At 74.8% G+C, this 16,537-nt stretch carries 1 protein-coding gene; it reads right to left on the bottom strand.

The window, feature by feature from the left end; translation table 11 throughout:
* A partial coding sequence (locus ACFVGY_RS31290) for a type I polyketide synthase (protein ID WP_385683745.1) occupies positions 1–16,517 on the bottom strand: 16,517 nt, incomplete at its 3' end.
* Positions 16,518–16,537 lie beyond the last annotated feature (20 nt).

Raw genomic sequence — 16,537 nt, 5'->3', positions numbered from 1 at the left:
GACAGGAAGTCCGGCCTCACGCCCCAGGACTCCAGCAGCCGGAACAGCGCCACCTCGACGGCGAACAACGCCGGCTGCGTGTACTCCGTACGGTCCAGCACGGCCGCGTCGTCGCCGAACAGCACCTCCTTCAGCGGCAGTTCGAGGTGGACGTCCATGCGGGCGCAGATCGCGTCCAGGGCGTCCGCGAACACCGGGTGGGTGTCGTACAGCTCCCGGCCCATGCCGGGGCGCTGGCTGCCCTGGCCGGTGAACAGGAAGGCCACCTGCCGTTCCGTCCGCGCAACGCCCTGGTGGAGCCGGGCGCCGGAGTCGCCCGCCGCCAGCGCGGTCAGCGCCTCGCGGTACTCCTCCCCCGCTCCCGCGACGATCACGGCGCGGTGGTCGAGGACCGCTCGGCCGGCCGCGAGCGAGTGGCCGATGTCCACCGGCCGCAGCTCGCCGTGCCCGCCGTGCCCGCCGATGTGTGCGAGGAGCCGGGCGGCCTGGTCGCGCAGGGCCGTCTCCGTCCGGCCCGACAGGATCCACGGCCATGTGCCGGGGCTCTCGGGCTCGGCCGGCTCGGGCGCCGCGGCCGCCGGTGCCTGCTCCAGGATGGTGTGGGCGTTCGTACCGCTCACACCGAACGAGGACACGCCGGCCCGGCGCGGACGCCCGGTCTCGGGCCAGGCCCGCCGCTCGGTGAGGAGCTCGACGTCGCCGGCGGTCCAGTCGACGTGCGGGGTGGGCTCGTCGACGTGCAGGGTCTGCGGCAGCACCCCGTGGCGCATCGCCATGACCATCTTGATGACACCCGCCACGCCGGCCGCGGCCTGCGTGTGCCCGATGTTCGACTTGATCGAGCCGAGGAGCAGCGGCTGCCCCTCGGTCCGCTCCCGGCCGTAGGTGGCCAGGAGCGCCTGCGCCTCGATCGGGTCACCGAGCCGGGTACCCGTGCCGTGCGCCTCGACCACGTCGACCTCCGCGGCCGACAGGCCCGCGCTGGCGAGCGCGGCACGGATCACCCGCTGCTGCGACGGACCGTTCGGAGCCGTCAGACCGTTGCTCGCACCATCCTGGTTCACCGCCGAGCCACGCACGACCGCGAGCACCGGATGCCCGTTGCGGCGGGCGTCCGACAACCGCTCCACGAGCAGCATCCCGACGCCCTCACCCCAACCGGTGCCGTCCGCGCCGGCCGCGAACGCCTTGATCCGGCCGTCCGCGGCGAGTCCGCCCTGCCGGCTGAACTCGACGAAGGCACCCGGAGTCGACATCACGGTCACACCGCCGGCCAGTGCGATCGAGCACTCGCCGTTGCGGAGCGCCTGCACCGCGAGGTGCAGCGCCACGAGGGACGCCGAGCAGGCGGTGTCGACGGTGACGGCCGGGCCTTCGAGCCCGAAGACGTAGGAGAGGCGGCCGGAGACGACACTGGCGGAGTTGCCGGTGCTCATGAAGCCGTCGCCGCCGTCGGCGGAGTTCAGCACGAGCGACAGGTAGTCCTGGCCGTTGGTGCCGACGAACACACCGGTCTGGCTGCCCCGCACGGACGAGGGGTCGATGCCGGCCCGCTCGAACGCCTCCCACGAGGTCTCCAGCAGGAGCCGCTGCTGCGGGTCCATGGCGAGGGCCTCGCGCGGCGAGATCCCGAAGAACGCCGGGTCGAACTCCGCGACGTCGTAGAGGAACCCGCCTTCGCGGGCGTACGAGGCGTCCTGACCGAACCGGGGCCCGAACAGTTCCTCGGCGTCCCAGCCGCGGTCGGCCGGGAACTCGCCGATGGCGTCGCCGCCGGCGGCCAGCAGCTGCCAGAGCTCCTCGGGAGTACGCACCCCGCCGGGGAAGCGGCAGCTCATCGCGACGATCGCGATCGGATCGTCGTCGGCGGCCCGGGCCGCCGGGGTGTGGGCGGCCGGCTCGTCCTCGGTACCGAGGAGTTCTCCGCGCAGGTGGTCCGCCAGGTCGGCGGAGGTCGGGTAGTCGTAGATCAGTGTCGCCGGGAGGCGGAGCCCGCTGGCCGCACCGAGCCGGTTGCGCAGCTCGACGGCGGTCAGCGAGTCGAAGCCGAGCTCCTTGAACGCCCGTGCCGCGGCGATGCTCTCCGCGCCGGCATGGCCGAGGACCGCGGCGACCTCCTTGCGTACGAGGTCGAGGAGCAGCCGGTCACGTTCGGCGGCGGCGAGGCCCGCCAGCCGCTGCGCGAGGGAGTCCCGGCCGCCACCCGCGGGCGTGTCGCCCGGGCCTTCGCTGCCGCCCCGAGTGGCGGCGAAGGCACCCCGGGCCTCTGGCAGTTCGGTGAGGAGGCGGCTGGGGCGCACCGCCGTGAAGCCGGCGGCGAAGCGCTCCCAGTCCACGTCTGCGACGGCGACGACGGTGTCGTTCGCGTCGAGGGCGCGCTGGAGGGCGTCGACGGCCCGTTCGGCGTTCATGGGCGGTACGCCGCCCTTGCGCATCCGCGCTTCGAGAGCCTCGTCGGCGGCCATGCCGCCCTCGGCCCACGGACCCCAGGCGAGGGAGGTCGCCGCGAGTCCGGCGGCCCGGCGCTGCTCGGCGAGCGCGTCCAGGTAGGCGTTGGCGGCCGCGTAGTTGGCCTGTCCGGCGGTTCCCCACGTCCCGGTGACGGAGGAGAACAGCACGAACGCCGTCAGCTCGATGCCGAGTTCGACGGTCAGCTCGTGGAGGTGGTTCGCGGACGTCGCCTTCGCCCGCAGGACGCTCTCGAAGCGGTCCGGCGTCAGCGCGTCCAGGACGCCGTCGTCCAGGATTCCGGCCGTGTGGACGACGGCCGTCAGGGTCTCCGCCTCGGCCGCCAGCAGCGTGCGGAGGGCGTCCCGGTCGGCGGCGTCGCACGCCACGACCGACACGTCGACACCGAGTTCCGCCAGCTCGTCGGCCAGTTCGGCGGCGCCCGGCGCATCGACGCCCCGACGGCTGGTCAGCACCAACCGCTCCACGCCCGCACCGGCCAACCAGCGGGCCACCCGCCCACCCAGGGCACCCGTGCCACCGGTCACCAGCACCGTCCCGGACGGGATCCAGGGCGCAAGGCCCTCCGGGCGGGCCGCCCGGACCAGGCGGCGTCCGAAGACACCCGAGGAGCGGACCGCGACCTGGTCCTCACCGGCGACACCGCCGGCCAGTACACCGACCAGCCGGCCCATCGCCCGCTCGTCCCACACCTCCGGCAGGTCCACCACACCGCCCCAACGCTCGGGCAGCTCAAGGGCGGCCACCCGGCCCAGACCCCACACCTGCGCCTGAACCGCGGAGACGAGCCGGTCCGAACGACCCACACTCACCGCACCGCGGGTCAGGCACCACAACGGCGCCTCCACCCCCGCATCACCGAGCGCCTGCACCAACACGGCCGTGGCCACCACACCCGCGGCCTCGTCCAGCGCGAGCAGCGACACCACACCGGCCACCGGGGCACCGACCCCCGACACCAGCCCGGCCAGCGCAGCACGGTCCGTACCCGCCTCGACCACGACCCGCCGGACCTCGGCACCACGCCCGGCCAGCGCACCCACCACAGCGGTGTCGTCCACGTCCGCAGCGGGCGTCACCAGAAGCCACGTCCCCGAGAGCCGTGCACCACCGGCGGTGACATCCGCCAGCGGCTTCCACGACACCCGGTAGCGCCAGCCGTCCGCATCCGACCCGCCGCCGCCCGCGGCCGTGCGCCGCTGCACCAGTGCGGTCTCCGGCCAGTACCGGCGGCGCTGGAAGGCGTACGTCGGCAGGTCCACCCGTACGGCACCGGCCCCGTGGACGGCCTGCCAGTCGACGGAGGTCCCCCGGACATGGCTCCGGGCCAGGGCGGCCATCACCGTCTCGACCTCCGGACGGCCCTTGCGTACGGCGGGCACGAACGCGGCTCCGGTCTCGCGGACGCATGCCTGGCCGAGGGCGGACAGCACGCCGTCCGGCCCGAGCTCGACGTACGTGGTCACGCCGGCGGCTTCCAGGGCGCGGATGCCGTCGAGGAAGCGGACGGCTTCCCGGACGTGCCGGACCCAGAAGTCGGCGGAGGCCATCTCGTCGGTGACGAGGGCGCCGGTCAGGTTCGACACGACCGGGATGCGCGGCGCGTCGAAGGACAGCCCCTCGACGACCTGGCGGAAGTCGTCCAGCATGCCGTCCATGTGCGGCGAGTGGAACGCGTGGCTGACGGTCAGCCGCTTGGTCTTCCGACCCTCGGCCGCGAAGGCCTCCGCGACGGCGACCGCCACGTCCTCGTCACCGGCGATGACGACGGACTGCGGTCCGTTGACCGCAGCGATGTCCACCCGGTCGGTCCCGGTCAGCATCGGCAGGACCTCGTCCTCCGAGGCCTGCACCGCGATCATCGCACCGCCGGCCGGGAGGGCCTGCATCAGCCGGCCGCGGGCCGCGACCAACGCGCACGCGTCCGGCAGCGAGAGGACCCCGGCGACGTGCGCCGCTGCGATCTCGCCGATGGAGTGGCCGGACAGGAAGTCCGGCTTCAGGCCCCAGCTCTCCACGAGCCGGAACAGCGCCACCTCCACGGCGAACAGGGCCGGCTGGGTGTATTCCGTCCGGTCCAGCACAGCGGTTCGGTCCAGCGCAGCCGCGTCCGTTCCGAACAGGACGTCCTTCAACGGCACGTCGAGGTCGAACCAGGTGCAGACCTCGTCCAGCGCGTCCGCGAACACGGGGAAGGCGTCGTACAGCTCGCGGCCCATGCCGAGCCGCTGGCTGCCCTGTCCCGTGAACAGGAAGGCGACCTTGCCGCCGGCCGGCGATCCCGTGACCAGTCCGGCCGCCGAGTCGCCCGCCGCCAGCGCGGTGAGGCCTGCGAGCAGGCCCGCACGGTCGGCGGCGACCACGGCCGCGCGCTCTTCGAACGTCGAGCGGCCGGTCGCGAGGGTCACGCCGACGTCGGTCGCGCGGAGTGCGGGGTCGGCGAGCAGCCGTGCGCGCAGGCCGTCGGCCTGGGCCCGGAGTGCCGCCTCGCTCTTCGCGGAGAGCAGCAGGGGCAGCGGCAGGGGGGTCGCCTCCGCCTCGGCTGCCGTCCGCACCGGCTGGGCGGCCTGCTCGATGATCGTGTGTGCGTTGGTGCCGCTGAAACCGAACGAGGAGATGCCGGCCCGGCGCGGACGGCCGGTCTCCGGCCACTCCCGGCGCTCGGTGAGCAGCTCGATCGCGCCCGCCTCCCAGTCCACCCGGTGCGAGGGCTGGTCGATGTGGAGGCTCTGGGGCAGCACGCCGTGCTGCATGGCCAGCACCATCTTGATGATGCCCGCGACACCGGCGGCGGCCTGCGTGTGCCCGATGTTCGACTTCACCGAGCCCAGGAAGAGCGGCTCGCCGTCCAGGCGGTCCCGGCCGTAGGTGGCGAGCAGCGCCTGCGCCTCGATCGGGTCGCCCAGGGTCGTGCCCGTGCCGTGGGCCTCGACGGCGTCCACGTCGGCGGCCGTCAGGCCCGCGCTGGCGAGCGCGGCGCGGATCACCCGCTGCTGCGACGGGCCGTTGGGCGCCGTCAGGCCGTTGCTCGCACCGTCCTGGTTGACGGCCGAGCCGCGGACGACGGCCAGCACGGGGTGGCCGTTGCGCTGCGCGTCCGACAGTCGCTCGACGAGCAGCATGCCGACGCCCTCGCCCCAGCCGGTGCCGTCCGCGGCCGCCGCGAAGGCCTTGATGCGGCCGTCGGCGGCCAACCCACGCTGCCGGCTGAACTCGATGAACGTGCCGGGCGTCGACATCACGGTGACGCCGCCGGCGAGCGCCAGGTCGCATTCGCCGTTGCGGAGCGCCTGGATCGCCCAGTGCAGGGCGACCAGCGACGAGGAGCAGGCGGTGTCGACGGTGACGGCCGGGCCCTCGAGGCCGAACACGTACGACAGGCGGCCGGAGACGACGCTGGCCGCGTTTCCGGTGCCCAGGTGGCCTTCGAGGCCTGACGGGTCCTCCAGGAGCACGGACAGGTAGTCCTGGCCGTTGGTGCCGACGAACACGCCGGCCTGACTGCCGCGCAGGGTCTCGGGGTCGATGCCGGCCCGTTCGAACGCCTCCCAGGAGGTTTCCAGCAGGAGCCGCTGCTGCGGGTCCATGGCGAGGGCCTCGCGGGGCGAGATGCCGAAGAAGTCGGCGTCGAAGTCGGCGGCGTCGTAGAGGAAGCCGCCCTGCCGGGTGTACGAGGTGCCCTGTGCGCCGGGATCGGCGTCGTACAGGGCGTCGAGGTCCCAGCCGCGGTCCAGGGGGAGGTCCGAGATCGCGTCGGTGCCGGACGCCAGCAGCTGCCAGAGGTCCTCGGGTGTGCGCACCCCGCCGGGGAAGCGGCAGCTCATGGCGACGATCGCGATCGGGTCGTCGGCGGTGGCCGCGGCCACCGGGCCGGTCACCTCGTCCTGCGTGCCGAGGAGTTCGGAGAGCAGGTGGGCGGCGAGGGCGGCCGGGGTCGGGTAGTCGTAGACGAGCGTGGCCGGCAGCCGCAGTCCGCTGGCCGCGCCGAGCCGGTTGCGGAGTTCGACGGCGGTGAGCGAGTCGAAGCCGATCTCGCGGAAGGCCCGCCCGGACTCGATGTCCTCGGCGCCCGTGTGGCCGAGGACATCGGCGACCTGAGTGCGGACGAGGTCGAGCAGGAACGGCTCCCGGTCGCCCTCGGTCAGGGTCCCGAGGTGCGCGGCGAGCGACCCGCCCGAGCGGCCGGTGTGGTCGCCCGCGGGCTGTGCACCGACGGTGGCGGCCTCGGCCTCGGGGAGGTCGGCGAGCAGCCGCCCGGCGCGTACCGCCGTGAAGCCGGGCGCGAACGTCGCCCAGTCGAAGTCGGCGATCGTGAGGGCGGCGTCGTCGGAGCCGACGGCCTGGCGGAGCGCAGTGAGGGCGAGGTCGGCGTTCATGGGCGGTACGCCGCCCCGACGCATCCGCGCTTCGAGGGCCTCGTCGGCGGCCATGCCGCCCTCGGCCCACGGGCCCCAGGCGAGGGAGGTCGCCGCGAGTCCGGCGGCCCGGCGCTGCTCGGCGAGGGCGTCGAGGTGTGCGTTGGCGGCGGCGTAGTTGGCCTGTCCGGCGGCGCCGATGGTGCCGCTCATGGAGGAGAACAGCACGAACGCCGACAGCTCGATGCCGAGTTCGACGGTCAGCTCATGGAGGTGGAGCGCGGAGGTCGCCTTCGCCCGCAGGACGTTCTCGAAGCGGTCCGGCGTCAGCGCGTCCAGGATGCCGTCGTCCAGGATTCCGGCGGTGTGGACGACGGCCGTCAGGGTCTCCGCCTCGGCCGCCAGCAGCGTGCGGAGGGCGTCCCGGTCGGCGGCGTCGCACGCCACGACCGACACGTCGACACCGAGTTCCGCCAGCTCGTCGGCCAGTTCGGCGGCGCCCGGCGCATCGACGCCCCGACGGCTGGTCAGCACCAACCGCTCCACGCCCGCACCGGCCAACCAGCGGGCCACCCGCCCACCCAGAGCGCCCGTACCACCGGTCACCAGCACCGTCCCGGACGGGATCCAGGGCGCAAGGCCCTCCGGGCGGGCCGCCCGGACCAGGCGGCGTCCGAAGACACCCGAGGAGCGGACCGCGACCTGGTCCTCACCGGCGACACCGCCGGCCAGTACACCGACCAGCCGACCCATCACCCGCTCGTCCCACACCTCCGGCAGGTCCACCACACCGCCCCAACGCTCGGGCAGCTCAAGGGCAGCCACCCGGCCCAGACCCCACACCTGCGCCTGAACCGCAGAGACGAGCCGGTCCGAACGACCCACACTCACCGCACCGCGGGTCAGGCACCACAACGGCGCCTCCACCCCCGCATCACCGAGCGCCTGCACCAACACGGCCGTGGCCACGACACCCGCGGCCTCGTCCAGCGCGAGCAGCGACACCACACCGGCCACCGGGGCACCGGCCCCCGACAGCAGCCCGGCCACCACGCCACGATCGGCACCGGCCTCGACCACCAGCTGACGGACCTCGGCACCACGCGCGGCCAGAGCGTCCACCACGGCCGCGGTGCCGTCGACACCGGCAGCAGGAGCCACGACCAGCCAGACACCGGACAGTCGCGCGGCGACCGCGACATCCGTCAGCGGCTTCCACGACACCCGGTAGCGCCAGCCGTCCACCTCGGACTGCTCCTGGCCCTGTCGCCGCCATGCGGACAGGGCGGGGACGAGCTCGCTGAACGGCGCATCGGCGGCCACCTCCAGCTCGGCGGCCAGCGACGCGAGGTCCCCGTGCTCCACCGCCTCCCAGAAGCGGGCGTCCACGGCGCCGGGTGCCGCGGCGGGCACCGTGCTGCCTGCCGACAGTGATTTCTCCGGCCAGTAGCGCTGCCGCTGGAAGGCGTACGTCGGCAGCCCGACGCGCTGTGCGCCGGTACCGGCGAAGAACGCGGACCAGTCCACCTCCACGCCCCGCACGTAGGCCCGGGCGACGGCGGCGACCGCCGTCTCCGCCTCCGGGCGGCCGGCACGCAGTACGGGGACGAAGGCGATGTCGGCCGTGCCCGTCAGGCATTCCTGGGCGAGTGCGGAGAGCACGCCGTCCGGCCCGAGCTCGATGAAGGTGGTCGCGCCGGCGGCTTCCAGGGCGCGGATGCCGTCGAGGAAGCGGACGGCCTCGCGGACGTGCCGCACCCAGAAGTCGGGCGAGGCCATCTCCTCGGTGACGACGGCACCGGTCAGGCACGACACGACCGGGATGGTGGGGGCCGCCACCGCCAGCCCCGCCACCACCTCGCGGAAGTCGTCCAGCATGCCGTCCATGTGCGGCGAGTGGAACGCGTGGCTGACCGTCAGCCGCTTGGTCTTGCGACCCGCGAACGACTCTGCGATCGCGACCACGGCGTCCTCGTCACCGGCGATGACCACCGACTGCGGGCCGTTGACCGCGGCGATGCCCACCCCGTCGGTGAGCAGCGGCAGGACCTCGTCCTCCGAGGCCTGCACCGCGATCATGGCGCCGCCGGCCGGAAGTGCCTGCATCAGCCGGCCGCGGGCCGCGACCAGCGTGCAGGCGTCGTCCAGGGACAGGACGCCCGCGACGTGCGCGGCGGCGATCTCGCCGATCGAGTGGCCGGCCACGAAGTCCGGTCGCACACCCCACGATTCGACGAGGCGGAACAGCGCCACCTCGACGGCGAACAGCGCCGGCTGCGTCCATTCCGTCCGGTCCAGCAGGCCCGCGTCCGTCCCGAACAGCACGTCCTTCAGCGGAAGTGCCAGCTTCTCGCAGACGGCGTCGAGGGCCCGGGCGAACACGGCGAAGGCGTCGTACAGCTCGCGGCCCATGCCGAGCCGCTGGCTGCCCTGCCCGGTGAACAGGAAGGCCAGCCCGCCGCCCGACACCGAGCCCTGTACCAGTCCCGGAAGCTGCTCGCCGGTCGCGAGGGCGTCCAGGCGGGCGACGAGTGCCTCGCCGTCCGACGGCTCGCCGAACACCACCGCGCGGTGCTCCAGGGCGGCCCGGTGCACGGCCAGGGAGTGGCCGAGGTCGAGCGCGCCCCGGGCTCCGGAAGCCGCCAGCACGTCGGCCGCGGCCGGGAGCAGGCGCGCCGCCTGGGCGCGCAGGGCGGCTGCCGTGCGACCGGAGACCGTCCACGGCAGGACCGGGAGGACCGGCGGGACCGGGAGGACCGACAGCCCGGCCCCGGCTGGCGTGGCGGGCTCCGTGGGCGACGCCGTCTCGCCCGCCTGCGGTGCCTGTTCGAGGACGGCGTGGGCGTTGGTGCCGCTGTATCCGAAGGAGGATATGCCGGCGCGGCGCGGGCGTCCGGTCTCGGGCCACGGCCGCTGCTCGGTCAGCAGCTCGATGTCGCCGGCGGACCAGTCGACGTAGGGGGTCGGCTCGTCGATGTGGAGGGTCTGCGGGAGCAGCCCGTGCCGCATGGCCATGACCATCTTGATGATGCCGGCGGCGCCGGCGACGGCCTGGGTGTGCCCGATGTTGGACTTCACCGAGCCCAGGAACAGCGGACGGTCTTCCGGCCGGTCCTGCCCGTACGTGGCGAGCAGGGCCTGCGCCTCGATCGGGTCGCCGAGCCGGGTGCCCGTGCCGTGCGCCTCGACGGCGTCGACCTCGGCGGCCGACAGGCCGGCGTCGGCGAGGGCCTCGCGGATGACGCGCTGCTGCGAGGGGCCGTTGGGGGCGGTGAGCCCGTTGGAGGCGCCGTCCTGGTTGACGGCGGTGCCGCGGACCACGGCGAGGACCGGGTGGCCGTTGCGGCGGGCGTCGGAGAGCCGCTCCAGGAGGAGCAGGCCGACGCCTTCGGACCAGATCGTGCCGTCGGCGGCGGCGGCGAACGCCTTGATGCGGCCGTCGCCGGCCAGGCCGCGCTGGCGGCTGAACTCGGTGAACGCGCCGGGCGTGGACATGACGGTCACGGCGCCGGCGAGGGCCATCGTGCATTCGCCGCGGCGCAGGGCCTGGGCGGCGAGGTGCAGGGTGACGAGTGACGAGGAGCAGGCCGTGTCGATGGTGACGGCCGGGCCCTCCAGGCCGAAGGTGTAGGAGATGCGGCCGGAGACGACGCTGGCCGCGTTGCCGGTGCCGAGGTGGCCTTCGAGGTCGGCGGCGTTGGCGTCGTCGAGCCAGAGCTGGAGGTAGTCCTGGGCGTTGGAGCCGACGAACACGCCGGTGCGGCTGCCCCGCAGGCCGGTCGGGTCGATGCCCGCGCGTTCGAAGGTCTCCCAGGTGGTCTCCAGCAGCAGGCGCTGCTGCGGGTCCATGGCGAGGGCCTCGCGCGGGGAGATCCCGAAGAAGGCGGCATCGAAGTCGGCGGCCTCGTGCAGGAAGCCGCCCTCGCGGACGTAGCTGGTGCCTTCGCGGTCGGGGTCGTCGCTGTAGAGGGTGTCCAGGTCCCAGCCGCGGTCGGCGGGGAAGGCGGTGATGCCGTCGCGGCCCTCGGCGAGCATCCGCCACAGGTCCTCGGGGGAGGTGATGCCGCCGGGGAAGCGGCAGTTCATCGCGACGATGGCGATCGGGTCGTCGGCGGCGTCGTGGGCGGCGCGTGCCGCGGAGGCGGCCCGTCGGCGGGCCGGGAGGCGGCCGGCGCCGGCCGCGCCCGGTGCGGTGCCGGCGTCGGCGGTGTCGTCGGCGAGGTCGCCGAGGAGCTCCTCGCGGAGGTACTGGGCGAGGGCGGTGGCCGTCGGGTAGTCGAAGACGAGGGTGGCGGGCAGGCGGCGGCCGGTGGCCTCGCCGAGCAGGTTGCGCAGTTCGACGGCGGTGAGCGAGTCGAAGCCCAGCTCCTTGAAGGAGCGGCCCGGCTCGACGGCGGCCGCGTTCGGGTGGCCGAGGGCCGCGGCGACCTGCTTGCGGACGAGGTCGAGGAGCGTGCGCTCCTGCTCGGCGGCGGTGAGGCCGGCCAGGCGCTGCTGCAGACCGGCCGCGCCCGCGGCGGCGGCCGCGGCGCCCGCGGACCGGCGGGCGGGTACCCGGACGAGTCCGCGGAGCAGCGGGGACAGGGTGCCGGCCTGGGCCTGGGGGTGCAGCCCGGCGGGGTCGACGCGCATCAGGACGGGCACGGGCTCGTCGAGGTGGTGCGCGAGGTCGAACAGGTCGAGGCCCTCGGCCGAGGTGAGCGGGGGCAGTCCACCGCGGGTCATGCGGCTGACGTCGGCTTCGGTGAGGCTGCCGGCCATGCCCGAGCCGTCGGCCCACAGGGCCCAGGCGAGGGAGGTGGCGGGGAGCCCGAGGGACCGGCGGTGCCGGGCGAGGGCGTCGAGGAAGACGTTGGCGGCCGCGTAGTTGCCCTGGCCGGCGCCGCCGAAGACGCCGCCGATGGAGGAGAAGAGGAGGAAGGCGGAGAGGTCGAGGTCGCGGGTCAGCTCGTGCAGGTGGACGGCCGCGTCGACCTTGGGGCGCAGGACGGCCGACAGGCGCTCGGGGGTGAGGGAGGTGATCACGCCGTCGTCCAGGACGCCGGCGGTGTGGACGACCGCACCGAGCGGGTGCTCGGCGGGTACGGCCGCCAGTACGGCGGCCAGCTCGTCGCGGTCGGCGACGTCGCAGGCGGCCCAGGTCACCGAGGCGCCCGCGGCGGTGAGTTCGTCGGTGAGGTGCCGGGCCTCGGGGGTGGAGCCGCCGCGGCGGCCGACGAGCAGCAGGTGCCGTACGCCGTGCTCGGCGACGAGGCGGCCGGCGATCAGCCCGCCGAGGAGGCCGCCGGCGCCGGTGATCAGCACGGTCGAGTCCGGCGCGTACCGAACACCGGACGGGGCCTGCCGCTCCTGCTGCTCCTGCTCCGCCTCGTCGGATCGCCGGGCCACGCGGGCGAGGCGGGGTGCGAGGGCGGTGCCGGAGCGCAGGGCGAGTTCCGGCTCGCCGGCGGCCCGGGCTGCGGCGAGGGCGGCGGGCAGGGCGCGTACGGAGTCCTCGGTGCCGTCGGTGTCGAGCAGCAGCAGCCGGTCGGGGTGCTCGGCCTGTGCGGAGCGCAGCAGGCCGCGTACGGCCGCGTGGACGGGGTCGGTGACGGTGTCGGCTCCGGTGGTGCCGACACCGGTCGCGACCGCGCCCGAGGTGAGGACGACGAGGCGGGTGGCGGCGAGGCGGTCGCCGGTGAACGGCTCCTCCCCCAGCCAGGTCCGGGCGAGGGCGAGGGCGTGGTGCGTGGCCCGGTGCACGGCCTCGGCGGACAGTTCCGGCGCGGCGGCGCCGGCCGGTGCGTAGACGGCGAACACGACGTCCGGGACGGGTGCTCCGGCGTCGACCGCGGCGGCCAGTTCGGCCGGGTCCGCGTAGACGGCGACGCCGTCGGCGTCGTGGGCGGCGTCCGTGCCGAGCAGGGTGGTGGGAACCTCGGCCCCCAGGACCGCCCAACGACCGCGCCCGTACGCATCCCCGTCCCCGTCGCCGTCCCCGTGGGTGTCGGCGTCGGGGGTGGGCGCGGTGGCGGCGGGCAGGGCCGTCCACTCCGTGCGGAACACCGCCTCGTGGTGCGCGGTGCGCGCCGCCCGGACCTGCTCGGCCGAAACGGCCCGCAGGACGAGCGAGTCGACGGTCGCGACGGGTGCGCCCGTCACGTCCGCGATCTCCAGGCGGACGCCGTCGCCGGCGCCGGTCGGGGCGAGGTGGACGCGCAGGGCGTCGGCGCCGCTCGCGTGGAGGGTCACGCCGCTCCACGCGAACGGGAGCCGGCCCTCGCCCTCGGTGCCGCCCAGGACGCCGAGGCCGAGGGTGTGCAGTGCCGCGTCCAGCAGCGCCGGGTGGAGGCCGAAGTCGCGGGCCGCGGCGGCGGTTTCCTCGGGCAGGGCGACCTCGGCGTAGACGCCGTCGCCGTGCCGCCAGGCTGCGGTGAGGCCGCGGAAGGTCGGGCCGTAGCCCATGCCGACCTCGGCCAGGTCGGCGTACAGGCCGTCCGTGGCGAGGGGTTCGGCGTCGGCCGGGGGCCATTGGCCGGCCGCGAACACCGACCGGGCGGGGACGGCGGCGCGGGCGAGGACACCTCCGGCGTGCCGGGTCCACGGCTCGTCTGCGGCGCTGTCCTGCGGGCGGGAGGACAGGCTGAAGGAGCGCCGGCCGGAGCCGTCGGCGTCGGGTGCGCTCACGTTGATCTGGAGCTGTACGCCGCCGCGTTCGGGCAGGACGAACGGTGCCTCGAGGGTCAGTTCCTCGAGGGTGTCGCAGCCGACCTGGTCACCGGCCCAGACCGCCAGGTCGACGAAGGCCGTGCCGGGGAGCAGGATGCTGCCCATCACCTGGTGGTCGGCCAGCCAGGGGTGGGTGGCGGCGGACAGCAGGCTGGTGAAGGCGAAGCCGTCGGAGTCGGCGAGGGCGACCGTCGCACCGAGCAGCGGGTGCGCGGCCGCGGCCAGGCCGGCGGCGGTGAGGTCGCCGATCCGGCTACCGGGCTCGATCCAGTACCGCTGCCGCTGGAAGGCGTAGGTGGGCAGGTCGTCGACCCGGCGGGCGCCGGTGCCGGCGAAGAAGGCCTGCCAGTCGACGCGGACGCCGTGGGCATGGGCCCGGGCGAGGGCGGTGACGAGGGTCTCGGCCTCGTCGCGGCCCTTGCGGAGGACGGGTACGAAGACCGCGTCCTCGGTGACGCACTCCGGCGCGAGGGCGGACAGCACCCCGTCGGGCCCGAGTTCGAGGTACGCCTTCACGCCGGCGGCTTCGAGGGCGCGGATGCCGTCGAGGAAGCGGACGGCCTCGCGGACGTGCCGCACCCAGAAGTCCGCCGTGCCCATCTCGTCCGTGACGAGTGCGCCGGTCAGGCAGGACACGACCGGGAGGCGGGGGGCCTCAAAGGTCAGCCCGGCCACCACCTGGCGGAAGTCGTCCAGCATGCCGTCCATGTGCGGCGAGTGGAAGGCGTGGCTGACGGTCAGCTTCCTGGTCTTGCGGCCCTGGGCCTCGAAGCCGGCCGCGAGGGCGACGGCGGCGTCCTCGTCTCCCGCGACGACCACCGACTGCGGGCCGTTGACGGCGGCGACGCCCACGCCCTCGGTCAGCAGCGGCAGGACCTCGTCCTCCGACGCCTGGACGGCGATCATCACACCGCCGGCCGGGAGCGCCTGCATCAGCCGGCCGCGGGCGGCGACCAGGGTGCAGGCGTCTTCCAGGGACAGCACCCCGGCGACGTGCGCCGCCGCGATCTCACCGATCGAGTGACCGGCCACGAAGTCCGGCTTCAGGCCCCACGACTCGACGAGGCGGAACAGCGCCACCTCGATCGCGAACAGGGCGGGCTGGGTGTACCCGGTCCGGTCCAGCAGCTCCGCGTCCGACCCGAACAGGGCCTCCTTCAGCGGGAGTTCCAGCCGTTCGCAGACGGCGTCGAGGGCCTGGGCGAACACGGGGAACGCCTCGTACAGCTCGCGGCCCATGCCGAGCCGCTGGCTGCCCTGCCCGGTGAACAGGAAGGCGACCTTCCCGCCGGCCGGCGAGCCCGTCACGGCGCTCGCTGCGGAGCCGCCCTCCGCCAGCGCCGCCAGTCCGGCCAGCAGGCCCTCGCGGTCCGCGGCCACGACCGCGGCCCGGTCCTCGAACTGTGCCCGGCCCGCCGCCAGCGACGACGCGATGTCGAGCGGGGCGGTCCCGTCGTGCTCCCGGGCGTACGCGAGCAGCCGTGCCGCCTGCTCGCGCAGGGCGTCCCGGCCCTTCGCCGAGAGCAGCCACGGCACGATCTGCGGCGGCTGCGGTGCGGTGTCCCCGGGCTGCTGCTCCGGGGCGCGGTCGGCCTCCGGCGCCTGCTCGATGATGGTGTGGACGTTGGTGCCGCTGACGCCGAAGGCGGAGACGCCGGCCCGGTACGGGCGCCCGGACCGGGGCCACGGCCGCTGCTCGGTGAGCAGGCTGACCGCGCCGGCCTCCCAGTCGACGTGCGAGGTCGGCGCGTCCACGTGCAGGGTCTTCGGCAGGACCCCGTGCCGCATCGCCATGACCATCTTGATGATGCCGGCGATGCCTGCGGTGTTCTGGGTGTGCCCGATGTTCGACTTCAGGGAGCCCAGCCAGAGCGGTCGGTCCGCCGGGCGGTCCTGGCCGTAGGTGGCGAGCAGGGCCTGCGCCTCGATGGGATCGCCGAGGGTGGTGCCGGTGCCGTGGGCCTCGACGACGTCGATGTCGGCGGGGGTGAGGCGGGCGCTTTCGAGGGCCTGGCGGATGACGCGCTGCTGGGCGGGCCCGTTGGGGGCGGTGAGGCCGTTGCTCGCGCCGTCCTGGTTGACGGCGGAGCCGCGGACGAGGGCCAGGATCCGGTGGCCGTTGCGGCGGGCGTCGGACAGGCGCTCCACGAGGAGCACGCCGACGCCCTCGGACCAGCCGGTGCCGTCGGCGGCCTCGGCGAAGGACTTGCAGCGGCCGTCGGGCGACAGGCCGCGCTGGCGGCTGAACTCGACGAAGACGTCCAGGCCGGCGAGGACGGTGACGCCGGCGGCCAGGGCCAGGGAGCATTCGCCCTGGCGGAGTGCCTGGACGGCCATGTGCAGGGCGACGGAGGAGGACGAGCAGGCCGTGTCGACGGTGGCGGCGGGGCCCTCCAGCCCGAACACGTAGGCGAGGCGGCCGGAGACGACGCTGGAGGCGGTGCCGGTGAGGAGGTGTCCCTCCACCCCGTCGGGCAGGTCGCCCGAGCCGGCGCCGTACGCGTTGGCGGATGCGCCGACGAAGACGCCGGCCCGGCTGCCGCGCAGGGTCGCCGGGTCGATGCCGGCCCGCTCGAAGACCTCCCAGGTGGTCTCCAGCAGGAGCCGCTGCTGCGGGTCCATGGCGAGGGCCTCGCGCGGGGAGATCCCGAAGAAGGCCGGGTCGAACTGGGGGGCCTCGTAGAGGAATCCGCCGTGGCGGGCGTAGGTGGTGCCGGGGTGGTCGGGGTCGGGGTCGTACAGCGACTCGACGTCCCAGCCGCGGTCGGCGGGGAAGCCCGAGATGGCGTCGCCGCCGTTCTCGACGAGCTTCCACAGGTCCTCGGGCGAGCCGACTCCGCCGGGGAAGCGGCAGCTCATGCCGACGATCGCGACGGGTTCGCGGGAGGCGTCGGTGAGCTCCTGGTTCCGGCGGCGCAGCCGCTCGGTTTCCTTGAGGGAGGCCCGCAGCGCTTCAACGACTTTTTCGTTCGGGGTGGTCATCATTTGCTCCGCACTTCGGGCAC

The organism is Streptomyces sp. NPDC127106 (assembly GCF_042677605.1).
Lineage (GTDB): Bacteria > Actinomycetota > Actinomycetes > Streptomycetales > Streptomycetaceae > Streptomyces.
This window is presented reverse-complemented; position numbering and strand designations above follow the sequence as displayed.